Here is a 22,903-nt window from a genome sequence, read left to right on the forward strand (position 1 = left end):
GATCGCGGGGATGTGATCTCCTTACAGCATCCAGACAGCGGGTTCGGGTAGTGTGACGCGAGCCCGCTGTCTCGTTTCCGCTGTCCGATTCTGCTTCCGTCCTGAGGATTCCCATCATGCGCCGCCGCACGGCCTTCGCCGCCGCCGCTCTTCCCTTGCTTCTGACCGCTGTCGCGTGCGGCACCGCCCAGAAGACCGCCACCGGGGCCTCGCCCGCCGCCACCGCGTCCGCGTCGGGAGCCTCGGCGTCCGGTTCCGCCGCCCCCGCCGCCACGCTGGCCGGGCCGCTCGGCGACGCCAAGAACATCAAGGTCGAGGGGGCCTCCGGCGTCATGCCGAAGGTCACCTTCCCGGAGGGAAACCCGGCGCTCAACTCCTCCTCCCGCGTGATCGTCCCCGGTGACGGCACCGCGGCCAAGGACGGCGACACGCTGGTCGCCAACGTCAGCGTGTACACGTGGGACGGCAAGGAGAACAAGGTCGTCGGCTCGGCGTACGACAAGGGCACGCCGGAGTTCGTGCCGATCAACCAGAACCTCCCGAAGACGCTGCACGACGGCCTGGTCGGCATGAAGCCCGGCGGCCGGGTGCTGGTCGTCATCGCCAAGGACAGCCTCGACCAGGCCATGATCGACAACGCCAAGCAGCAGGGCACCGACTTCGCGGTGACCTCGCAGGTGCTGGTCATCGACGTGGTCTCGGCCGCCGCCAAGGCCGCCGTGGGCACCGCCGCCGACCCCGGCATCGAGGGCGTCAAGCTGGTCAACCCGGGCGGCGAGGAGGCCCCCACGCTGACCACCAAGACCGTCGCGCAGCCGCCGAAGGACCTCGTGGTCAAGACCGTCATCAAGGGCGAGGGCCCGAAGGTGAAGGAGAACCAGACGGTCATGGTGCACTACACCGGCAAGATCTGGGGCACCGACCAGGAGTTCGACTCCAGCTGGAAGCGCGGCGAGGCCACCCAGTTCCCGCTCAACCAGGTCGTGAAGGGCTGGTCCCAGGGCCTGACCGGGGTGCCGGTCGGCAGCCGCGTCGTGATCACCATCCCGCCGGAGCTCGGCTACGGCAAGGAGGGCAACCCGCAGGGCGGCATCAAGGGCACCGACACCCTGGTGTTCGTGGTGGACGTCCTGGGCGCCGTCTGATCGTTCCGCTGGAAGCCCTCCTCTCCTCGCCGGGGAGGAGGGCTTCCGCGTTTCCGTACACTCCGGCTGTGGACAGTGATGAGGCGGTGGCGCTGCTGGGCGACCCCGTACGGCGGGAGCTGTACCGGTTCGTGGTCGGCCTGGGGCGGCCGGTCGGGCGGGCCGAAGCGGCGGAGGCGGCCGGGGTGGCCAGGGGGCTGGCCGCGTTCCATCTCGACAAGCTGGTCGACGCGGGGCTGCTGACGGCCGAGTTCAGGCGGCTGGGGGAGCGGACCGGGCCGGGGAGCGGCCGCCCGGCGAAGGTGTACCGGCGGGCGCCGGCCGAGCACCTGGTCAGCCTGCCGCCCCGGGACTACCGCACGGTGGCGCTGATCCTGGCCGAGGTGGTGGACCTGCTGGGCGGCGACGAGCTGGCCGAGGAGGCCGCGCGGCGGGCGGGGCGGAAGCTGGCCGCCGCAGACCCGGACGCGTCGCCACGGGAGATCCTGGCACGCCAGGGCTACGAGCCGTACGAGGAGGACGGGGTGCTGCGGCTGCGGAACTGCCCCTTCCACGTGCTGGCCGAGGAGCATCCGCTGCTGGTGTGCTCGATGAACCTGTCCCTCTGCCAGGGGCTGCTGGGCGGCGGCGCGATCGCCGAGCTGGATCCCCGGCCGGGGGAGTGCTGCGTGGTCGTGGCAAAGAAGGATCGACTCTAAAAACAATAAGAATTGACATAGAGATGGCCGCTGGGGATGCTGGGGGCATGCATCTGGCCCAGCTGAACGTCGCGCATCTGCTCGCCCCCCTCGACACCCCCCAGCTGGCGGACTTCGTCGCCCTGCTGGAACCCGTCAACACGCTCTCCGACGCCGCGCCCGGGTTCGTCTGGCGGCTGAAGGGCGGGGACGACCCCACCGACACCGTGCGGCACGACTACGGCGACGACCTCGTGATCAACTTCTCGGTCTGGGAGTCGCGGGAGACGCTCTGGAACTTCGTCTACCGGTCGCGGCACCTGGCCGTGCTCCAGCGGCGGCGGGAGTGGTTCCAGCGGATCGCGGAGCCGTACAGCGTGATGTGGTGGGTGCCGGAGGGGGAGCTTCCCGACCTCGCGGAGGGGATGGCCCGGCTGGCGCGGCTCCGGGCCGGGGGCCCGGGACCGGAGGCGTTCACCTTCAAGGAGTTCCACGACTTCCAGGAGCCGGTGATCAGCGCGTGATGACCGACCAGTCGAAGGTGTGACCCTTCGGGCCGATGGCGGCCAGGCTGAGCGTGTCGTCCCCGGTGATCTGGACGGCCACGAAATGGTGGCGCTTGCGGGCGGCGGCCCGTCTGGGCAGGCCGGGACAGCCGTACTTGATCGGGTAGAGGCCGGCGCCGCCGCCCCCGGTGACCACGTAGGTGACCCCGTTGGGGGAGACGAAACGCTGGTAGTTGTGGTCGTGGCCGTTGAGCACCAGCGCCACCCGGTGGCGTTCCAGGATCGGCACCCAGTACTTGTCCACCGCCGGCGTGGAGCCGTGCAGCGAGCACGACCAGGCCGGCTGGTGGAAGACCACGACGCGCAGCCGCGGTCCCGGAGCGGTCAGCCGGCGGTCCAGCCAGCCGGCCTGCTCGGGGAAGTCGCGGTTGGCGTCCAGGAACAGGAACTCGGCGTTCTCCAGCCGCTTGGCGAACGGCGGCGTCGGCAGCTTCAGCGCGTTCAGCTGGGCGGCGCCGTGCCCCGCCTGCACGTCGTGGTTGCCCAGCGCCGCCCACAGCGGCGCCTTCAGCCCGCTGTACGGCTTGGTGAGCACATTCCGGAACCGATCGGGGCTGCCGTCCGGGTAGACGTTGTCGCCCGTGGTGACGACCGCGTCCACCCGGCGGCCGCTGGACCAGCGTTTCATCGCCCGCGCCACCCGGCGCTGCGCCTTGCCGCCGGTGCCGAAGTCGCCGATGGCCAGGAAGCCCGCGGACGGCGGGATCGAGGGCGGGGAGCCAGCCACGGTGGCCGACGCGCTGGGGACGACCGCCGTGTCCGCGCTCGACCCCGAACACGCGGGAACCGCCACCAGGGCGGCACCCAGCAGGGCCATTCGCCACGGGGTCATTCGCCCGGCCCGCCCGATTCTCCCGGCGTCCACGCGCTCGCGGGACGCCGTGACTCGTCTAGCGTTCATTCCCCGGATGCTAGAAGCGGCGTCCGCGCTGAGCTGGTATTTCAGGGCAGGAGCGTGGCGGTGTGGCGTCCGGCGGCGGCCGAGGCCAGGAAGTAGGCCAGGTCCTGGTCCAGGCTCCGGCCCATCGTGGACAGGGCCACGGGCGACTTGCGGAGCGCCTCGTACAGGCCCTCCACGGAGACCTCGACCAGGATGTGCCGGGAGGCCAGGTCGGCCGACTGGTAGCGGATCTGGTCGCCGAAGTCGCCCGGCAGGGCGGGCACCACCACCTCGGCGGGGGCCAGCGCCACCCGGCCGTAGGCGGTGAGCGAATGGTGGGAAACGCCGTAGTGGCGGTCGCGCTGGTCGCCCTCGCTGATCCGCAGCGCCGCCACCGCGCGCCCGCCCAGTACGGCCGCCGCGTTGACGGCCTCCCCGGCCATCACGCCGGAGAAGCCCCACCGGGTGCCCGAGCCCAGGTTGCCCGGGCCCTGCGCCACGATCGTCACGTCGGCCCTCAGGACGTGCCTGGCGGCCAGCAGGGCGGTGTGCGTGGTCACGGCCTCCACGTCGCCGCCGAAGGCCTGGCCGGCCGTCACGACGCCGCACAGCCACCCCAGCTCGCGCAGCCGGGCGCAGGACATGGAGAACCAGGCGGGGAGCGCGCCGCCGTCCTGCATCACGTACGCCACGCGGATCTCGGGGCGGGAGGCGTACAGGCCGCAGAGGATCGCGGGCAGGGCCGAGTGCAGGTCGGCCACCACGACGGGCATGCCGTCCAGGGAGTCGGCGTCGCGGAGCAGGTCGTGGTGGGGGGAGCCCTGCTCGTCCGCGCCCTGCACGGTGGCCTGCAGCGGCGTGTACCGCGCCTTCACCAGGTGACCGGGACCGGCGGGATCTTGTGGCAAACGGTCGGGAATCGCCACCACCATGGCGTAACCTCCCGTACCGAGGCCCATCGCGAGCGCGGTCGTGTTCAGGAGCACCGTGTCGCCGGGTTCCGGACGGCCCACCAGCGGGGGATAGGCCAGCGCGCGGCACCGGGTTCCGTCCTCGACGGACACCTCCAGTTCCACCGCGCCCGGCCAGTCACGCCTGATCCCGAGGACCTCGCCCTTGCGCCATCTGATCACCTGGAAAAGGGTAGCGTTCTTGACCGAGGGTTATTCAAGGGCAGCCCGGCGCAGTCTCACGAGTCACACCTTTTGCTGGAACACCAAGGGGCGATCTCTTGAATAATCCTCATCGGAGAAGGAGGGAGGGGCGATGTCCCGGCGGAAGACCGAGCGATTGCTCAATCTGGTGATCTGCCTGCTCTCGACCCGGCGGCCGCTCAGCGCCGAGCAGATCCGCCACGTGGTCCCGGGCTACGACCCCGACAACGACGAAGCCTTCCAGCGCATGTTCGAGCGGGACAAGAACGAGCTGCGCGAGATCGGCATCCCCATCGAGGTCCACAAGGACCCCTGGGAGGACGATCCCGGCTACCGCATCGTGCGGCAGGCGTACGAGCTGCCCGAGATCACCCTGGAACCGGACGAGGCGGCCGTGCTCGGCCTGGCCGCGCAGGTCTGGCAGCGGGCCAACCTGGCCGAGGCGGCCAGCGGCGCGATGCTCAAGCTGAAGGCCGGCGGCGTCGAGACCGACCTGGTGGAGGGCCCGCTGGAGCTGCGGGTGGACACCAGGGACCCGGCCTTCCCGACCCTCTGGGAGGCGGTCAGGGACCGGCGCGCGGTCGCCTTCGACTACCGCTCCTCCGGCAGCGAGTCGGTGCTGCGCCGCGTGGTCGAGCCGTGGGGCGTGGTCAGCCGCCGCGGCCGGTGGTACGTGGTGGGCCACGACCGCGGCCGCGACGACACCCGCGTGTTCCGGCTCAGCCGCATCACCGGCGACGTCACCCCGGTCGGCCGCCCCGGCGCGGTCCGCGTGCCCGAGGGCATCGACCTGCGCGCCCAGGTGGGGTACGCGGGCGAGGAGTTCCCCGAGCGCACCGCCCTGCTGCGGGTCCGCCCGGGGACCTGCCAGGGGTTGCGCCACCTGGCGCGGCAGGTGCGGCCCGGCGCGGATGGGGACTCGGGGTGGGACGAGGTGGAGCTGGCCTTCACCGACGCGGAGCGGCTGGCCGGATGGATCGCCAGCCTCGCCGCCGACGCCCAGGTGCTCGACCCGCCGGACGCGCGGGAGGCCGTCATCCGCCGCCTGAAGGGGGCCCTGCAGTGAACGACCGGCTGCCCCGGCTGCTGGCGCTCGTGCCGTACCTGATGTCCCATCCGGGGGCGCAGGTGCCGGAGGTGGCGCGGCTGTTCGGGCTGAACGAGAAGCAGCTCATCGACGACCTGCAGCTGGTCTGGATGTGCGGCCTGCCGGGCCACACCCCCGGCGATCTGATCGACGTGTCCTGGGACGGCGGCGAGATCCTCATCGACAACGCCGAGACCATCGCCCGCCCGCTGAAGCTGGGCGTGGACGAGGTCAGCGCGCTGCTGGTGGCCCTGCGCCTGCTCGCCGAGCTGCCGGAGTTCGCCGGCAGCGAGGCGCTCGGCCGGGTCATGGCCAAGCTGGAGCAGGCCGCGGGGGACGGCGCCGCGGCGGTCAGCAACCAGGTCGCGGTCGAGGTGGACACCGCCCCCGGCGCCCTCGGCACGGTCACCACGGCCGCGCGGCTCAAGCGCCGGGTGTCGCTGCGCTACTACGTGCCGGGCCGCGACGAGGTCACCCCGCGCGAGGTGGACCCGCTCCGGGTGGTGCTGGTGGACGGCCACCACTACCTGGAGGGCTGGTGCTACCGGGCCGAGGCCATGCGCATGTTCCGGGTGGACCGCATCCTCGCGGTGGACCTGCTGGACGTGGCCGCCGACCCGCCCGCCGAGGCCGAGCCGATCGACGTCGCCGACGGCGTGTTCCGCCCGTCGGAGAGCGACGAGCTGGTGGAGCTGGAGGTCACCCCGTCCGGCCGGTGGGTGTCGGAGTACTACCCCGTGGAGAGCGTGCACGAGCTCGGCGAGGGCCGCCAGCGGATCACCCTGCGGGCCCGCGACCAGACCTGGCTGGTACGGCTCGCGCTCCGGCTGGGCGACTCCGGCCGCGTGGTCAGGCCCGAGTCCCTGGCCGAACGCGTGGCGGAGACGGCCAAGGCCGCGCTGGCCAACTACTACTGAGGGCGGGTGACCGGATGAGCTGGATCTACGCGGCGGCCGGGCTGGGCGTGGCCGGCCTGGCCGTGCTCGGTGTGCTGGCCGCGCGGGTGCTGACGGCCGCGCGCGGCCTGGGCCGGGAGCTCGACCGGGCCAGGCGGCGGATCGAACCCGCACACGCCCGGTTACGCGCCGAGATCGCGAATCGTCCTTCGGAAGGATGACATATCCAGTCCATCAAGGCCATGGTGATGAGTACTGTCCGCACGGCGTACCATCGGGCTGAGAAGTGCAGGCGCAACCACTCGGCCCCGTAAGGAAGTGTCATGCCAAGCTTGGGACCCACTGAGCTGATCATCATCGGGCTCATCGTCATCCTTCTGTTCGGCGCGAAGAAGCTTCCGGACACGGCTCGCGCGCTTGGGCAGTCGCTCCGGCTGTTCAAGAAGGAGACCAAGAAGATGAACGAGGAGGATGAGGACACGACGGTCGTGCAGGCGCAGGCCCAGACCGTGCCCCCGCCTCCGGCGCAGATCCCGCCCACCGTTCCCCCCGCCGCCTCGCCGGTCACGCCCGCGACGCCCTCGGTGGAGGACCGGCTGCGGCTCCTGGAGGAGGAGAACGCCAAGCTGCGCGCCTCCCAGGCCGACAAGCAGAACTGAACGCCCCTTCCCCTAGCCCAGGAATCGTCTGATGGCGCTGCTCAAACGGTCGACTCCCGCGTCCCCGGCCGACGACGACGGCCGGATGTCGCTCATGGATCACATCCGTGAGCTGCGCAACCGGCTCGTGAAGATCATTCTTGGCATTGTGGTCGGAACGATCGTCGGGTTCATCTTCTTCGATCCGATCTGGGATTTCATGACCGGCCCGTTCTGCCGGTTGCCGGCGGCGTACCGGCTGGGCAACGGAACCGAGTGCAACCTCGTGGTCGGCAGCGTGACCGGCGGTATCTTCATCAACCTCAAGGTCGCGTTCATGTTCGGCCTGGTGGCGGCGGCGCCGATCTGGCTGTACCAGCTCTGGGCGTTCGTGACGCCGGGGTTGTACCGCAACGAGCGGCGCTACTCCTACACCTTCCTCGGCATCGCCGTGCCGCTGTTCCTGGCCGGGTCCGCGCTGGCGTACCTGACCATGGACAAGGGCCTGTCGCTGCTGCTGGGCTTCGTGCCGGACAACGCGGTCGCGCTGATCGACGTCAGCGACTACCTGTCGTTCCTGATGCTGATGCTGGTCATCTTCGGCGTGTCGTTCCTGCTGCCGCTGCTGATGGCCTTCCTGAACATCATCGGCGTGCTGCGCTACTCCGCGGTGGCCAAGCACCAGCGCATGGTCGTGTTCCTGATGTTCGTGTTCGCGGCCATCGCCACCCCGAGCCAGGACCCGTTCACCATGCTGGCCCTGGGCCTGCCGATGATCGCCCTGTTCTACCTGGCGCTGGCCTTCATGTACTTCCGCGACCGCAAGCAGGACGCGCTGGACGCCCAGCGGGCCAGAGAGCTGGAAGAGGAGCTCGACGGTCCCAGCCCCAGCGTGCCCGCAGGGGACTAGCCGCCGTGGCGGGCGAGCTCGTCGTCGTGGTGAACCCGGCCGCGCGCGGCGGGCGGGGAGTCCGGGTGCTCGCGCCCGTCCTGGCGCGATTACGGGAAGGCGGCCGCGAGGTCTCCGTCATCGTCGGCGCCTCCGCGGACGACGCGCTGGCCCGCGCCCGTACGGCGGTCGCCGCCGGCCCCGCCGCCCTCGTCGCGTTCGGCGGCGACGGCCTGGTGCACCTGGCCGTCCAGGCGGTGGCGGGCACCGAGGTGCCGCTGGGGATCATCCCGGCCGGGACCGGCAACGACATCGCCGACGCGCTCGGCATCCCGCGCCGCGACCCGCTGCTGTCGGCCGACGCCGTGCTCGGCGGGCGGACCCGGGTGATCGACGCGGCCAGGATCTCGCCCCAGGGCCGCTGGTTCGCCGGGGTTCTCGCGTGCGGCTTCGACTCCCGCGTCAACGAACGCGCCAACCACAAGCGCTGGCCGCCCGGCATGTCCAAGTACATCGTCGCCATGGCCGAGGAGCTGCGCACCTTCGAGCCCATCCCCTTCAAGATCACCCTCGACGACCGGGTGATCGAGCGGGAGGCCATGCTGGTGGCGGTCGCCAACACCCGGTCGTACGGCGCGGGCATGCGGGTCTGCCCCGACGCCAGCCCCGACGACGGCCTGCTGGACGTGCTGATCCTCGCGGCCATGCCGAAGACCGCGCTGCTGCGCTCCTTCCCCAGCGTCTACCGCGGCACCCACACCGGCCATCCGGCGGTCACCATCGTGCGCTCCCGGAAGGTCACACTCGACGCGCCGGACACGATCGCGTACGCCGACGGCGAACGGGTGGGGCCCGCTCCGATCACGTGTGCCGTGGAACCGGGGGCCCTGCGGGTGCTCGTGCCCTGAGTGGTTCCGGGCATTCCGTACAAAAGGAATCTACTTTGTAAAGGCGTTCGGGCGTGTGCGGGACGGCCGTAACACGGATATCGGTAGGGTTGACGGCATGAGCACGCCTGCGGAACGCTACGCCGTCTTCCGAGAGCAGCAGACCGAGAGCGGCCCGGCGCTCACCACGTTCCGCGAGCTCTACGATTTCGGCCTGGACGAGTTCCAGGTCGACGCCTGCCAGGCGCTGGAGGCGGGCGACGGAGTGCTGGTGGCGGCCCCCACCGGCTCGGGCAAGACGGTCGTCGGCGAGTTCGCCGTGCACCTGGCCCTGGAGCAGGGCCGCAAGTGCTTCTACACCACGCCGATCAAGGCGCTGTCCAACCAGAAGTACAACGACCTGGCCCGGCGCTACGGCGCGGCCAAGGTCGGCCTGCTCACCGGCGACAACAGCGTCAACGGCGAGGCCCCGATCGTGGTCATGACCACCGAGGTCCTCCGCAACATGCTGTACGCGGGCTCCGGCACGCTGGCCGGCCTCGGCTACGTGGTCATGGACGAGGTGCACTACCTGGCCGACCGGTTCCGCGGCGCGGTCTGGGAGGAAGTGATCATCCACCTGCCGGAGTCGGTGCGGGTGGTGGCGCTGTCGGCGACGGTCAGCAACGCCGAGGAGTTCGGCGAGTGGCTGGGCGAGGTGCGCGGCGACACGACCGTGATCGTGGACGAGCACCGCCCGGTGCCGCTCTGGCAGCACATGCTGGTCGGCAGCCGCCTCTACGACCTGTTCGCCAGCGAGGACGGCGCCACCCGGATCAACGCCAACCTGATGCGGCTGTCCCGGGACGAGCAGCGCCTGGCCAACACCCGCGGCAAACGCGGCTACATGCGCCCCCGCCGGTCCGCCCACGACCGGGCCGCCACCATCGAGCGGCTGGACGCCGAGGGCCTGCTGCCCGCGATCACGTTCATCTTCTCCCGGGCCGGCTGCGACGCCGCCGTCCTCCAGTGTCTGTACGCGGGGCTCCGGCTGACCACCGACAAGGAGCGGCACGAGATCCGCCAGCTGGTGGACGAGCGCACCGCGCACCTGCCCGACGAGGACCTGGCCGTGCTCGGCTACCTGGAGTGGCGGGACTGCCTGGAGCGCGGCCTGGCCGCCCACCACGCCGGCATGCTCCCGGCCTTCAAGGAGGTCGTCGAGGAGCTGTTCACCAAGGGCCTGGTCAAGGCGGTGTTCGCGACCGAGACGCTGGCCCTGGGCATCAACATGCCGGCCAGGTCCGTGGTGATCGAGAAGCTGGACAAGTGGAACGGCGAGACCCACGCCGACCTGACGCCGGGGGAGTACACGCAGCTGACCGGCCGGGCCGGCCGGCGCGGCATCGACGTGGAGGGCCACGCGGTCGTCGTCTACCAGCCGGGCATGGATCCGATGAGCGTGGCGGGGCTGGCCAGCACCCGCACCTATCCGCTGCGGTCGAGCTTCCGGCCCTCGTACAACATGGCGGTCAACCTCGTCGGGCAGGTCGGGCGGGAGCGCGCCAGGACGCTGCTGGAGGACTCCTTCGCCCAGTTCCAGGCCGACAGGGCGGTCGTCGGGCTGGCCCGGCAGCTGCGCAAGGCCGAGCAGGCGCTGGAGGGCTACGCCGAGGCGATGACGTGCCACCTGGGCGACTTCCAGGAGTACGCGGCGATGCGCAGGCGGCTGTCGGACCGCGAGGCCGAGATGGCGCGGCAGCGCGGGGCGGCCCGGCGGGCGCAGGCCGCGCAGAGCCTCGAGGAGCTGAAGCCGGGCGACGTGATCCGCATCCCCGGCGGGAGGCGGGCCGGGCTCGCGGTGGTGCTGGACCCGGGGCTCGGGCAGCGCGGCGAGTCGCCCTCGCCGACCGTGCTGACGGTGGGGCGGCAGGTGAAGCGGCTGGCGGCGGCGGACTTCCCGGTGCCGGTGGAGCCGGTGGACCACATCCGCATCCCGAAGAACTTCAACGCGCGCAGCCCCAAGGAGCGGGCCAACCTGGTCTCCACCATGCACGCCAAGCTGGGGGACCGCGACCTGGGCAAGCCCACCCGGGCCCGCGACCACGCCACCGAGGACGAGGAGATCAACCGGCTGCGGCGGGAGCTGCGGCAGCACCCGTGCCACGGCTGCGACGAGCGGGAGGACCACGCGCGCTGGGCCGAGCGCTTCTACAAGCTCCAGCGGGAGACCGAGACGCTGCGCCGCCGCGTGGAGGGCCGCTCGCACGTGATCGCGCGGACCTTCGACCGGGTCTGCGGGGTCCTCGACCAGCTCGGCTACCTGGACGGGGAGACCGTCACCGACCAGGGGCGGCGGCTGGCCCAGCTCTACACCGAGCTGGACCTGCTCACCGCCGAGTGCCTGCGGGCCGGGATCTGGGAGAAGCTGGACCCGGCCGAACTGGCCGCGTGCGTCTCCTCGCTGGTGTTCGAGTCCCGCCAGTCCGACGACACGCGCAGTCCGAAGATCCCCGCCGGGGCCGCCAAGGAGGCGCTGGGGGCGATGCTGCGGCTCTGGGGGGAGCTGGAGGGCATCGAGGAGGACCACGGGCTCTCCTTCATCCGCGAGCCGGACTTCGGGTTCGCCTGGGCGGCGTTCCGGTGGGCGAAGGGGCACACGCTGGACGCGGTCCTCACCGACGGCGACCTGGCCGCCGGCGACTTCGTGCGCTGGGTCAAGCAGCTGCTCGACCTGCTCGGGCAGCTGCGCGACGCCGCGCCGAAGGGCAGCAAGGTGCGCGACAACGCGGACAAGGCCGTCGACGCGCTCCGGCGCGGGGTGGTGGCGTACTCCTCGGTCAGCTGAGGTCGGCTGAGGTCAGCTGATCCTGGTGAACCTGACCTCGCGGGTGTTGGGGTCGGCGCGTACGAGCCGGACCCGGACGCGCTCGCCGAGGGGGAGGGCGTCGCCGTCGCAGCGGGCGATCACGGCCGGGTCGGCGAGCTGGACCTGCCCGCCCGGCCTGCCCTCGGTGACGTCGATCACGGCCGCGTCGAACTCCTCGCCGAGGCGGTGGTGGAGCACGAACGACTCGACCAGGTCCACGCAGGCGCGCTCCACCCCGCCGCTCCGGCCGCCGGCCTTGCGCATCTGGTCGGGCAGGACCACCAGGGCCTCCTCGACCTGCTCCGGCACCGGCTCCCCGGCGGCCACCGCCAGGCACACCTCGGTCGCGTAACGGTCGGCCAGCCGGCGCAGCGGCGCCGTCACGTGCGCGTACGGCCCCGCGATGGCCGCGTGCGAGGCCTGCCGGGGCGGCTCCCCGTTGAACGCCACGTAGGCCGCGCCGCGCAGCAGCACGGTGGACTCGTGCAGGAACGCGGCGTGCCCGGGAATCTTCGGGTCCAGGCCGTGCACCACCTCGCCGTAGGTGGCGCCCTCCGGCCAGGCCACGCCCAGCGCGGCCGCCACCAGGCGGATCTTGGCCAGGTCGCGCGGGTCGGCCGGGGGCAGCACCCGCAGCAGCCCGATCTCGGCGTCCAGCATCAGCTGCGCCGCCGCCATGCCGGTGAGCAGCGAGATCTGCGCGTTCCACGCCTCGCACGGCAGCGGCGTGCGGAACTCCAGCCGGTAACCGTCCGCCTCCCGGACCACCTCCTGCTCGGGCGTCGGCAGGCTCACCCCGCCCCTGGCCCGCTCCAGCGCCAGCCGCAGCGGGCCGATCTCGGCGAGCAGGCGGAGCGTGCCGTCGGCGCGGCCGGTGTCGACCGCGGTCTGCACGTACTCGTAGTCCAGCCGCTCCCGGCTGCGCACCAGCGCCCGCCGCACGTCCACGCCCACCGTGCGGCCTTCGGCGTCCAGGTCGACGCACCACAGCGCGGCCGGGCGGACCTCGCCGGGCAGCAGGCTGGCCGCGCCCTCCGACAGCACGGGCGGGTGCAGCGGGACGCGCCCGCCGGGCAGGTAGACGGTCTCGCCCCGGGTCCTGGCCTCCAGGTCCACGGCGCCGCCGGGGCGCACGAAGGAGCCGACGTCGGCGATCGCGTACCACACCCGGTAGCCGCCCGCGGCGCGCTCCTCCAGGCAGAGCGCCTGGTCCAGGTCCATCGAGCCGGGCGGGTCGATGGTCAGGAAGGGCAGGTCGGTGCGGTCCTCGCCGGCCGGGGGCCGGGAGGCCGCCTGCTCGGCCTCCCGCTGGACCTCCGCGGGAAAGGCGCCGGGGAGGCCGAACTCCTCGCGGATCCGGTCGAATCCGTCGACGAGGCGTGGCTTCTGCGCGTCCGGTATCCGGATCGTTGTGTGCGGCACGCCCTCAAGGTAGCGGAGCGGCACCCCCGTTATCTTGCCGCCAGCACAGGAAGCAGGCGGTTGAGGGGACCGTCCAGACCGTACCGGTCGGCCAGTTCGACGAGGTGGGCGGCGTCTCGGGGCTCGCTGGGGACGGCCAGGGAGACGTCCGGGATGGGCGCGTCGTGCGCGACCTGGACGACGGCGGGCGCGACCGCCAGGTAGTCGCCGGCGGCGGCCAGCTTGTTGCGGGCCCCGGCCGGGAAGCCCTCGTCGCCGGTGGCCGCCAGCAGGGCGTCGAGCGAGCCGAACCGGGTGATCAGCGCGGCTGCGGTCTTCTCGCCGATGCCGGGCACGCCGGGCAGGCCGTCGCTGGGGTCGCCGCGCAGGGTCGCGAAGTCGGCGTACGCGCGGCCGGGGATGCCGTACTTGGCGGTCACGAACGCCTCGTCCACCAGCTGGAGATTACGAATCCCCCTTACGGTGTAAAGGACCCGGCACGGTTTCGCGTCGTCCACGAGCTGGAACAGATCCCGGTCACCGGTGACGATCTCGACCGCGCCCTGGTGCCGCGTCGCCAGGGTGCCGATCACGTCGTCGGCCTCGTACCCGGGGACGCCGATGGTGGCGATGCCCAGCGCGGCCAGCACCTCCTCGATCACCGGCACCTGCGGCGCGAGCGTGTCCGGGATCTCCTCCTGGTTCCCCTGCGCCACCCGGTGCGACTTGTACGACGGGATCGCGGCCACCCGGAAGGCGGGCCGCCAGTCCGCGTCCATGCACGCGACCAGCTCGGTGGGGGAGTGCGACCGGACCAGCGTGGCGATCATGTCGATCAGCCCGCGTACGGCGTTGACGGGCATGCCGTCGGGCGCGGTCATCGATTCCGGAATGCCGTAGTAGGCGCGGAAATACAGCGACGGGGTGTCGAGGAGCATCAGCACCCGTCTATCGTCCCAGCACCCCCACGGCGAGGAGACACGTATCGTCCTCCGGGCTCGGGCCGCCCGCCGCGTCGATCAGGAAGCCGAGGCCGGCGTCGAGGTCGTCGTGGCGGATCCGCTCGGCGGCGCGCATGGTCAGCGCCAGCCCCTCGTCGATGTCGCGGTCGCGCCGTTCCACCAGGCCGTCGGTGAACATCAGGAGCAGGTCGCGGGGGCGGAGCCGCACCTCGGAGACTTCGAACGGCGGGTCGGGGGAGGCGCCGAGCACCAGGCCGCGCGGGGCGGGGAGCTGGCCGGCGCGGCCGTCCCTGACCATGATCGGCGCGGGGTGCCCGGCGTGCGCCCAGGTGAGCAGGCCGGTGGCCGGGTCGAGCAGGCCTATGATGACGGTGGCGATGCAGTCGTCGAGCCGGTTGAGCACGAGCGCGTTGAGCCAGCCGAGCAGTCGGTCCGGCGGCTGCCCGGTCATGGCCAGGCCGACCAGCGCGTGCCGGAGCTGGGCCATCTGGGCGATGGCGGCCATGCCGTGGCCGGAGACGTCGCCGACGGCGAGCAGGACCTGGCCCCCGGGGAGGGTGGTCGCCTCATACCAGTCGCCGCCCAGGGTGGCGCAGGACTGGCCGGGCCGGGGCTGGACCGCGGGCGCGTAACGCACGGCGATGCGGGCGGTGGGCAGGTCCATGCCGGCGCCCGGTTCCGGCAGGATGGCCTCGCGCAGCGCGGTGCTGACGCTGCGCTCGCCGGCGAGCCGCTCCTCCTGCCGGTCGAGGCGTTCGCGCAGGTCCTGCACCATCTCCGCGGCGGTCAGGGGAGCCTTCATCGAGGGGATGCGGTCGTCCGCGGGGTGGAGGGGCGGCGACTCGCCGCCCACGACGCCGACCATGGCGGGGCTCACTCTCAAAACGGCATCAATCCGGACATTCGAGAACTGGCCGTGATCGGCCTTGCGCGGAGCGTAGCAGCCGTCCGCCGGTGGTGGAAGAGATTTCCGGCGACCGGCGGGTCCGGCGCTGTCGGCGGGCTCTGCTTAGATGGGGACTTGTGACAACGGAGTCCTCAGAGCTGTATCCGGTGACCAGAATCGACCAGGTCCGGGCGGCCACCGCCGCGGCCGGCCTCGGCGCGCTGCTGCTGACCCCCGGCCCCGACCTGCGCTACGTGAGCGGCTACCACGCGCACGCGCTGGAGCGCCTGACCTGCCTGGTGGTGCCCGCCGTCGGCGACGCGTTCATGATGGTGCCCCGGCTGGAGCTGCCGGCCGCGCAGACGTCCCCCGCCGGGCGCATCGGCGTGGAGTTCGTCCCGTGGGACGAGACCGACGACCCCTACGCGGTGGTGGCCAAACGCCTCGGCGACGTCGGCTCGGTCGGGCTGTCGGACCGCATGTGGGCCATGCAGTCGCTGCGCTTCCGCGACGCGCTGCCCGGCGTGGAGCAGCACCTGGCCGGCCGCGCCCTGGCCGAGCTGCGCATGCGCAAGTCGCCCGCAGAGGTCGCGGCGCTGCGCGAGGCCGGCGCCGCCATCGACGCCGTGCACGCGCAGGTCCCCGAGTTCCTGCGGGCCGGCCGCACCGAGCGCGAGGTCGGCCGCGACATCGCCGACGCGATCATGAACGCCGGCCACGCCGTCATCGACTTCGTCATCGTCGCCTCCGGCCCGAACGGCGCCTCCCCGCACCACGACGTCTCCGACCGGGTCATCGAGGCCGGCGACCAGGTCGTGGTGGACATCGGCGGCACCATGCCCAGCGGCTACTGCTCGGACTCCACGCGCAACTACTCCGTCGGCGAGCCCGGCGCGGAGTACGCGGCGTACTTCGACGTGCTCCGCCGCGCCCAGGAGGCCGCCTGCGACTTCGTCCGGCCCGGCGTGACCTGCGAGGCCGTCGACGCCGCCGCCCGCCAGGTGATCGAGGACGCCGGCTACGGGTCCTACTTCATCCACCGGACCGGCCACGGCATCGGCCTGGAGTCCCACGAGGAGCCGTACATCGTGTCCGGCAACGCCACGGCGCTGGAGCCCGGCTTCGCCTTCTCCGTCGAGCCCGGCATCTACCTGCCGGGGCGGCACGGCGCGCGGATCGAGGACATCGTGGTGTGCGGGGAGACCGGCGGCGACCGCCTCAACCTGAGCACCCGGGACCTCGTGGTGGTCTGACGATGAACGTGGACAGGGTTTCCCCCACCGCCGAAGGCCACGACCTGTTCGACCTCGTCCGGGAACTCGCCGCCAAGGAGGTCGCCCCCCGGGCGTCCGGGGACGAGGCCGCCGGGCGCTTCCCCCGTGAGGTGTTCCGGCTGCTGGGGGCGTCCGGGTTGCTCGGGCTGCCGTACCTGGAGGAGTTGGGCGGGAGCGGGCAGCCGTACGAGGTGTATCTCCAGGTCGTGGAGGAGCTGGCGGGGGCCTGGCTGGCGGTCGGGCTGGGCGTGTCGGTGCATACGCTGTCGTGTTTCCCGCTCGCGGCGTACGGGTCGGAGGGGCAGCGGGCGGAGCATCTGCCCACGCTGCTGGGTGGTGAGTCGCTGGGGGCGTACTGCCTGTCGGAGCCGCAGTCCGGGTCCGACGCGGCGGCGCTGACCACCCGGGCCACCTCCCTGGACGGGGGTTACTCGATCGACGGCGTCAAGGCGTGGACCACGCACGGCGGCGTCGCCGACTTCTACACGGTCATGGCCCGCACGGACGAGGGCATCTCCTGTTTCCACGTGCCCGCTGGGGTTTCCGGGCTTTCTTTCGGTGCTTCCGAGCGGAAGATGGGCATGCGGTCGTCGCCGACCGCGCAGGTGCGGTTCGACGGTGTCAGAGTGCCTTCGGAGGCGCTCGTCGGGGAGTCCGGGCAGGGGTTCCGGATCGCGTTGGCCGCTCTTGACGGGGGGCGGCTGGGGATCGCCGCCTGTGCCGTCGGGTTGGCGCAGGCGGCTTTCGAGACGGCGACGGCGTACGCGAAGGAGAGGCAGCAGTTCGGGTCCAGGATCGCGGACTTCCAGGGGGTCGGGTTTCTGCTGGCGGATATGGCTACGCAGATCGCGGCGGCTCGGGCGCTTTATCTGGATGCGGCGCGGCTTCGTGATGCGGGTCGTCCTTATGGGACGAAGGCGGCGATGGCCAAGTTGTTCGCCACGGATATGTGCATGAAGGTCACCACTGATGCTGTGCAGGTGCTCGGTGGGTACGGGTATGTGGAGGATTTCCCGGCTGAACGCTATATGCGCGAGGCGAAGGTGCTGCAGATCGTGGAGGGGACGAACCAGATTCAACGCTTGGTGATCAGTCGTGCCCTGACTAAGGGCTAGTAGGCTGGCGTTTTCCCTGGTCAGTGCCCTGCTATCCGATCTTTCGCCCGGGCTTTGATCATTAAAAAGATCATCGACGTGACTGCGGTCCCGATTCCAAATGCCGGTTATTTCCCGTTTGTTCCCGTCGGTTACGGGCCCGGTGCTGACTTGGTGCTGACCCCCGGCCGGCCATTCGATCATGCTGCCCCGTCATAGCCGTGTCGCTGAGCTACTGCCTGGATCCAAATGTCGGCGGCTATTTGCCCTTATGGCGGCCAAATTCGGGCGTTATTCTGGCATCGGATGAAATGACCTGACTGTGCCCAAATTGTGTGTCAATGGTAGCGTCCGGAGACGGTATCTTGGCGCTTGTAGGCTGACCGCAAAACATATGTGCCCGCGCACCGCCCAGTCACTCATCTGCGGACGATGCTGGCCCCATGGCTCTGCACTGTCCCAAGAGAGCTACTGGTGACTACTACCGAATCGGGTAGCGGTCTCGATCACGTTGGAGCAATGCATTCCAGATTTCCCGACCGGCGATCTGGTGGACAAGGTCCCCAGGTTGCGTTGACCTGGGATTCCTCCGTGGACGGTACTGGGCTCGGATTCGTGACCTCTTCCGTGTCAGGGTAATTCCGATCACGGTCTGACCTGCAGATTCTCCAGAAGCCGCAGGCCGGGGCGGAACGTTGGGCTCGGTTGACGTCCGTTCGGAGCGGTTCGGGAATGTCGTTTGCTCCCGCCGGGAGCGCGTTTGGGCGGGAGCAAACGGGAGCACGGCCCACAGCACGCGGTTGCTCTGGATTGGTGGACCCGCGTCGGCTGCTGTAGGCGGTGGAGGGGGTTGCTGCTTGGTCGCCCCCTGGCCAGGCTGTCCTTGGCAGTTTGTGGCCGACCCTGCCGCATGACCGGTTCGCGTTGGCTCTGAGCGGCGACGGGACCGTCCTGGCCGTCGCCGTCGGCCGCCTCGACCTTGTCACCCTGTGGGATGTCACCGACCGCGCTTCGCCCGCCCGTCTGCCGGGCGCGGGCGGCCCCGGGGAGGCCACGTTCGGGCCGGGCGGACGGATCCTGGCCACCCGCTGGTACCAGACGGGTGAGACGACCCTCTGGGACCTCGGCCCACTCAACGACCTGCGCCGTGACCCGGTGGGCTACGCCTGCCAGATCGCCGGCGGAGGCCTCGACCAACGCGAATGGGCCCCTACCTTCCCAACCTGCCCTACCGCCGCACCTGCCCCACTCCGGCGGAATAGGCCCGTCTCAGGTGGTAGGCCGACGGCGCGCGAACCGACGCACCCTGTAGGTGCCGAAAATCGTGTCACCCATGCGACCTGGGCATACTCGTGGATCAGTCCGTCGAGACGATCACGACGGAGCACTCGCACGGTGCCTGGATCGGTATCCGGTGGGCAAGTTGTTCGGCCGTTTGCGCGGTGCCCACGCCGCCTTCCACCGCCGAGTCCTCGCCGTCCTCATCTGGCTACAACCCGCGCTGGGAATCGGGGTTGGCACGCGTCACACTTGGCGCGTGCGATTCTCGGTACTTGGGCCGCTGATCGTTCGGTCCGGTGGCGTTCATCTGGAAATCAAGGCGCGGCAGCAGCGGGCCGTCCTGTCGCGGCTGATCCTCGCCGACGGCATCGTGGTCTCCACCGACGCGCTCATCGACGCGGTGTGGGGGGCATCGCCCGCACGGGAGGCGGTCAACGGGCTGCACGCGCTCCTGACCCGGATCAGGCGGGCGATCGAGCCTGACCGGCCCGCGCGTAGCCCGGCCACGGTGCTGGTCCGGGAACCCTCCGGCTATGCCCTGCGGGTCGCGAGGGACGCGGTGGACTCCCGCCGGTTCACCGCCGCGATCCAGGCCGGGCGGGAGCACCTGACCGCGAATCGGCCGGCCCAGGCGCTCACACTGCTGGACGCGGGGCTCGCCGAGTGGCGTGGGGCGCCGTACATGGAGTTCGCCGCCGAAGGGTGGGCCGCTCCCGAGGTGACCCGGCTGGAGGAGGTACGGCTCGTCGCCGTCGAGTGCCGTTTCTCGGCGCTGCTGGAACTGGGCAGGACGGCGGAGGCCGTACCGGGGCTGGAGGGCGCCGTGCGGGAGCAGCCGCTGCGTGAGGAACTGTGGCGGCTGCTGGCGCTCGGGCTGTACCGTTCGGGGCGCCAGGCGGACGCGCTGGCGGCCGTGCGCCGGGCGCGCGACCACCTGGCCGAGGAGCTCGGCGTCGATCCGGGGCCCGGGTTGCGCGGGCTGGAGGCGATGCTGCTCACCCAGGATGAGGCACTGCTCGCCCCGGAACCGCCATCCCGTCCGCTCGCCCGCCTGTCCGGCGGCGGAACGCATCACCTTGCCGGGCGCGTGGGGCCGCTGGCCGCCCTTCTCGGCGTGGCCGGTGGGGTGACGCAGGACCGCCCGGGATATGCCCTGATCTCCGGTGAGGCCGGTGTCGGGAAGACCTGGCTGGCGGAGCGGCTCGCCGAATCACTCGCCGATCAGGGGTGGCAGGTCGCTTGGGGCCGTTCGGGTGAGGCCGGGGGCCGGCCCGCGCTGTGGCCGTGGACCCAGGCCCTGGCGGCGCTGGGCGTGAGCATGCCCGAGCACGAGGAACGGGCTCTGCCCGACGCCGCGGAGGCTCGCTTCCGGCGGCACGCGGGGTTCGCCCGGCTCCTCGCCGGTGCCGCGGCGACGGCTCCCTGTCTGGTCATTATGGACGACGTGCAGTGGGCCGACGACGCGTCGCTGCGGCTGTTCGCCGACCTGCTCACCATGGCCACGGCCGGTCGGCTCTGCGTGACGGCGACCTTGCGCACCGGGGAGCCGGAGGGCCGCGAGCTCGCCGAGTTGCTGAGCGCTCTCACCCGCGCGGGGGCGGCACGGATCGAGCTCTCCGGGCTGTCGGCGGCCGCAATCCGGTCGATGGCCGATACGTCGCGCCTGCCGCTCAGCGATCGGAACCTGGACCGCTTGATGGCCAGGACCGGCGGCAATGCCCTGTTCGTCCAGGAGACGCTGCGCCTGGCCGCCGCAGAGGGGATCGACGCCGCGCTGGCTGAGGTGCCGTCCGGGGTGGCGAACGTGATCCGGCGCCGCGTCTCGCGGCTGGACGGGACCGGCTCGGGGGCGGACGGCTTCGAAATCCTCACCGCGGCGGCGGTGATCGGGCATGGCGAGGACGTATCGCTGCTAGCGGCGATCACCGGGAGTGAGCCCGCCGATGTGCTCGTGGCCCTGGACGTGGCCATATCGGCGCGTCTGCTCACCCCCGGCCGGGCGTTCATCCACGACCTGGTCCGCCAGACGGTCTACACCGGGCTTCCCTCGGCCCGGCGCGCCGCGCTCGACCTCGCCGCCGCCGACGCGCTCGCCGCCCGTCCGGGGGCCGATCCCGAATCCGTCGCCGCCCACTACCTGGCGGCCTCCCCGCTGGGGGCCAGGCGGGCGGTCGACTGGGCGCGTACCGCGGCGCTGGTCGCGCAGGGCCAGCTGGCCTACGATGACGCGGCCGGCTGGTGGGGTAAGGCGGCGGCGGCGCACGCCGGGGCGTCGCTTCCCGATCTGTCCGAACGGGCGGAGCTGCTGCTGTCCGAAGTGGCCGCCCGCCTCGACGCCGGTGACATCAGCGGAGCCCGCCGCGCGAGGAACCGGGCCCTGCGCGTGGCCGAGGCGGCGGGCGAGGAGCACATCCAGATGCGGGCGCTGGTCGCGGTGGAACCACAGGGCCTGTGGCAGTTGAAAGACTTCGACGAGATCGAGCTCCAGTTGGTCAGGCGGCTGGAGTCCGCACTGCGCGCACTCCCCGAGCAGGACTACGAGCTGCGATGCCGGCTGCTGGGCACGCTGGGCATGGAACTCTACGACACCAGCGCCGAGCCGCGGTGCGATGCGCTCACCGCCGAGGCGATCGCCCTGGCGCGCCGGATCGGCGAACCCCGCCTGCTGGCGTTCGCCCTGCACGCCCGGGCGCTCGCGATATCCCGTCCCGCCGGCTACGCCGAGCTCATGGCCATCAGCGAGGAGCAGGCCGAGATCGGGGACCGGCACGGTCTGCCGGCGCACAGCGTTGTCGGACGTATGCGGCTCGCCCTGATGGCGGCCGCGCGCCTCTCGATGGCCGAGGCCGACCGGTACTCCGCCGAATGCGATGCGCAGATCCGGCGGCTCGGGCTGCGGCTGCACGCTGCTCAGCAGGCGGCCTGGCACGTGACGCGGCTCGCCGTCTCCGGGCGATTCGACGCCGCGTTGCGAGCCGTCGAGGAGGCATGGGAGCGCATGGGCCGGCTCGGCCTGTTCAGCCTGGACCAGCACTACACGATGGTCCGCTGCTTCCTGCTGATCGGAGCGGGCCGGGCAGAGGAGATCACCGACAAGCTGATCGCCGACTCGGGCGTCGGGCGCATGATTCCCGCCGCCGCCCACGACTTCGCCATCGTGGCGGCGGCGGCGCGCGGCGAGACGGATCGGGTGGCCGAACTGGCCGCGACGCCCTGGATGCCGCTGGGCGACGACTGGACGCTGGGCGCCTTCCTCGCGCTGCGCGCCGCCGCCGTCGTCGCCGCCGGGGACCGGGTGGCGGCTGAAGCGGTCCACGCCCAGCTCCGGCCGTACTCGGGACACCTGACGACCGGCGGCAGCATTCTCACACTCGGCCCGGCCGACCTCCACCTGGCCAGGCTGGCGCTTCTGCTCGGGCGCCGCGAGGAGGCGGAGAATCTGCTCCGATCCTGTGTGGCCGCCGCCGAGCGTGAGCGGCTGACCTGGTGGGCCGAGCAGGCCAGAGCTGTACTCCGCGCAAGTCTCAGCCAATAATCGGCCAACACCCGCCGCGCATTCTCTGTGTGATCACGAGAGATTTCAGAGAAGAGGCGGACATGTCCCCCAGCGCCAGAACCGCCGCGGGGCCGGATCTGACCGGCTTCCTGGTCAGGCACAAGCCCATGAAGGCGGAGTACGGCCGACTCGCGGCATTCTGGTGCTGGACCTGGGCCAGTTCGTCCAGCGTGCGGGCGTCGTCCGGGCCAGCGATGCCGAGCAGGGCCCGGGCCCGCCGCCGGGCCGCCTTCTCGGTCAAGGTCCGGACCTGGGTACTGGGGGTGGCCGGGCTCCCGTCCGAGGGCATGAGCCGGATCTCGGTGGCCGACGCGCTGATCGCGCCCGCGCCCACGTTCAGCACCCCGGAGTCGCCCAGGAGCAGGCGGAGCATGGTTGACTTCATCGACGCGGCGTGGCCGAGCGCCAGCACGCGGATTTCGCCCGAACGTACGCGGGCGATCTCGTCGAGCGCGTCGCCCAGTTCGGCGACCAAGTCCCGCAGGTCCTGGCGTACGCTTCCGAGCTGGACCTGCGCCAGGGCGCGGGCCTCCTGGGTTAGCTGGTTGGTACCCCTGCGTCTGCTCCGTGACATCCGGACTCTCCCAAGCTGCCGCATCTCTCGTATGGCAAAGGCATACGTCCACGGCCTGCGAGGGCACCCAATCATTTGAGGGGTTTGGGCGGATGGGGATCACGATTCCCGCGGAGGTGCCGTTCGATGTAGATCAGCATCCGGTCGGTGCATTCGGCCCGTACAGTGACTCGCCCCACCATGAGTGCACTGAGGATCTTCTCTGGCC

19 protein-coding genes are annotated in these 22,903 nt (G+C 71.5%); 13 read left to right on the forward strand and 6 right to left on the reverse strand.

Features of this window, described 5'->3' with window-relative positions; all coding sequences use genetic code 11:
• The first annotated feature begins 116 nt into the window (after positions 1–116).
• From Aph01nite_RS36920 to Aph01nite_RS36930, 3 genes are all read left to right on the forward strand, one after another.
• Positions 117–1,145, forward strand: a complete 1,029-nt coding sequence (locus Aph01nite_RS36920) for an FKBP-type peptidyl-prolyl cis-trans isomerase (RefSeq protein WP_204045723.1) — start codon at positions 117–119, stop codon at positions 1,143–1,145.
• A 68-nt stretch (positions 1,146–1,213) separates the two neighbouring features.
• Positions 1,214–1,843: a helix-turn-helix transcriptional regulator gene (locus tag Aph01nite_RS36925; RefSeq protein ID WP_204045724.1), complete on the forward strand. Its 630-nt coding sequence runs from the start codon at positions 1,214–1,216 to the stop codon at positions 1,841–1,843.
• Positions 1,844–1,890: 47 nt separating this feature from the next.
• Positions 1,891–2,346 (forward strand): DUF3291 domain-containing protein, encoded by a 456-nt coding sequence (locus tag Aph01nite_RS36930; protein ID WP_204045725.1) that lies wholly within the window; start codon positions 1,891–1,893, stop codon positions 2,344–2,346.
• Here Aph01nite_RS36930 and Aph01nite_RS36935 read toward each other — a convergent pair.
• Positions 2,336–3,289, reverse strand: coding sequence for a metallophosphoesterase family protein (locus tag Aph01nite_RS36935; protein ID WP_204045726.1), 954 nt, complete (start codon positions 3,287–3,289; stop codon positions 2,336–2,338). The genes Aph01nite_RS36930 and Aph01nite_RS36935 overlap by 11 nt on opposite strands.
• Before the next feature lie 41 nt (positions 3,290–3,330).
• Positions 3,331–4,401 (reverse strand): DUF3866 family protein, encoded by a 1,071-nt coding sequence (locus Aph01nite_RS36940; protein ID WP_204045727.1) that lies wholly within the window; start codon positions 4,399–4,401, stop codon positions 3,331–3,333.
• A gap of 133 nt (positions 4,402–4,534) precedes the next feature.
• Here Aph01nite_RS36940 and Aph01nite_RS36945 point away from each other — a divergent pair, with 133 nt between their 5' ends.
• The 7 genes from Aph01nite_RS36945 to Aph01nite_RS36975 all read left to right on the forward strand — a co-directional run bounded on the left by Aph01nite_RS36945 (position 4,535) and on the right by Aph01nite_RS36975 (position 11,646).
• Complete coding sequence (locus Aph01nite_RS36945; protein ID WP_204045728.1) at positions 4,535–5,488, forward strand: helix-turn-helix transcriptional regulator; 954 nt, start codon at positions 4,535–4,537, stop codon at positions 5,486–5,488.
• A 41-nt stretch (positions 5,489–5,529) separates the two neighbouring features.
• Entirely contained in the window at positions 5,530–6,426 is an 897-nt protein-coding gene (locus Aph01nite_RS36950) for a helix-turn-helix transcriptional regulator (RefSeq protein WP_239162262.1), read from the forward strand.
• 14 nt (positions 6,427–6,440) lie between these two features.
• Positions 6,441–6,626 carry a hypothetical protein gene (locus tag Aph01nite_RS36955; RefSeq protein WP_204045730.1) on the forward strand — a complete coding sequence of 62 codons (186 nt, stop codon included), beginning with the start codon at positions 6,441–6,443 and terminating at the stop codon, positions 6,624–6,626.
• Positions 6,627–6,728: 102 nt separating this feature from the next.
• Positions 6,729–7,064 carry a Sec-independent protein translocase subunit TatA gene (gene tatA / locus Aph01nite_RS36960; protein WP_204045731.1) on the forward strand — a complete coding sequence of 112 codons (336 nt, stop codon included), beginning with the start codon at positions 6,729–6,731 and terminating at the stop codon, positions 7,062–7,064.
• A gap of 31 nt (positions 7,065–7,095) precedes the next feature.
• The gene (gene tatC, locus Aph01nite_RS36965; protein ID WP_204045732.1) at positions 7,096–7,953 is read left to right on the forward strand and encodes a twin-arginine translocase subunit TatC; all 858 of its coding nucleotides are present in this window, start codon (positions 7,096–7,098) and stop codon (positions 7,951–7,953) included.
• Between the two features lie 5 nt (positions 7,954–7,958).
• Positions 7,959–8,840, forward strand: coding sequence for a diacylglycerol/lipid kinase family protein (locus tag Aph01nite_RS36970; protein ID WP_204045733.1), 882 nt, complete (start codon positions 7,959–7,961; stop codon positions 8,838–8,840).
• Between the two features lie 97 nt (positions 8,841–8,937).
• Positions 8,938–11,646 (forward strand): DEAD/DEAH box helicase, encoded by a 2,709-nt coding sequence (locus tag Aph01nite_RS36975; RefSeq protein WP_204045734.1) that lies wholly within the window; start codon positions 8,938–8,940, stop codon positions 11,644–11,646.
• A gap of 12 nt (positions 11,647–11,658) precedes the next feature.
• Here Aph01nite_RS36975 and Aph01nite_RS36980 read toward each other — a convergent pair whose 3' ends face one another.
• The 3 genes from Aph01nite_RS36980 to Aph01nite_RS36990 are packed head-to-tail and all read right to left on the reverse strand — an operon-like array spanning position 11,659 to position 14,907.
• Positions 11,659–13,089, reverse strand: a complete 1,431-nt coding sequence (locus Aph01nite_RS36980; RefSeq protein ID WP_239162260.1) for an RNB domain-containing ribonuclease — start codon at positions 13,087–13,089, stop codon at positions 11,659–11,661.
• A 29-nt stretch (positions 13,090–13,118) separates the two neighbouring features.
• On the reverse strand, positions 13,119–14,006 hold the full coding sequence (locus tag Aph01nite_RS36985; protein WP_204045739.1) for a 5'-3' exonuclease: 888 nt from the start codon (positions 14,004–14,006) through the stop codon (positions 13,119–13,121).
• A 10-nt stretch (positions 14,007–14,016) separates the two neighbouring features.
• On the reverse strand, positions 14,017–14,907 hold the full coding sequence (locus Aph01nite_RS36990) for a PP2C family protein-serine/threonine phosphatase (RefSeq protein ID WP_239162261.1): 891 nt from the start codon (positions 14,905–14,907) through the stop codon (positions 14,017–14,019).
• A 176-nt stretch (positions 14,908–15,083) separates the two neighbouring features.
• Between Aph01nite_RS36990 and Aph01nite_RS36995 the strand changes: the two genes are divergently transcribed.
• From Aph01nite_RS36995 to Aph01nite_RS37005, 3 genes are all read left to right on the forward strand, one after another.
• Positions 15,084–16,169 (forward strand): M24 family metallopeptidase, encoded by a 1,086-nt coding sequence (locus Aph01nite_RS36995; RefSeq protein ID WP_307836820.1) that lies wholly within the window; start codon positions 15,084–15,086, stop codon positions 16,167–16,169.
• A gap of 2 nt (positions 16,170–16,171) precedes the next feature.
• Positions 16,172–17,305, forward strand: coding sequence for an acyl-CoA dehydrogenase family protein (locus tag Aph01nite_RS37000; RefSeq protein WP_204045736.1), 1,134 nt, complete (start codon positions 16,172–16,174; stop codon positions 17,303–17,305).
• A 1,516-nt stretch (positions 17,306–18,821) separates the two neighbouring features.
• Complete coding sequence (locus tag Aph01nite_RS37005; protein ID WP_204045737.1) at positions 18,822–22,100, forward strand: ATP-binding protein; 3,279 nt, start codon at positions 18,822–18,824, stop codon at positions 22,098–22,100.
• Here the strand turns inward: Aph01nite_RS37005 and Aph01nite_RS37010 are convergent.
• A complete protein-coding gene (locus Aph01nite_RS37010; RefSeq protein ID WP_204045738.1) occupies positions 22,090–22,695 on the reverse strand; it encodes a hypothetical protein in 606 nt (201 codons plus the stop codon). The genes Aph01nite_RS37005 and Aph01nite_RS37010 overlap by 11 nt on opposite strands.
• Positions 22,696–22,903: the final 208 nt, after the last annotated feature.

It is taken from the genome of Acrocarpospora phusangensis (genome assembly GCF_016862995.1).
GTDB lineage: Bacteria > Actinomycetota > Actinomycetes > Streptosporangiales > Streptosporangiaceae > Acrocarpospora > Acrocarpospora phusangensis.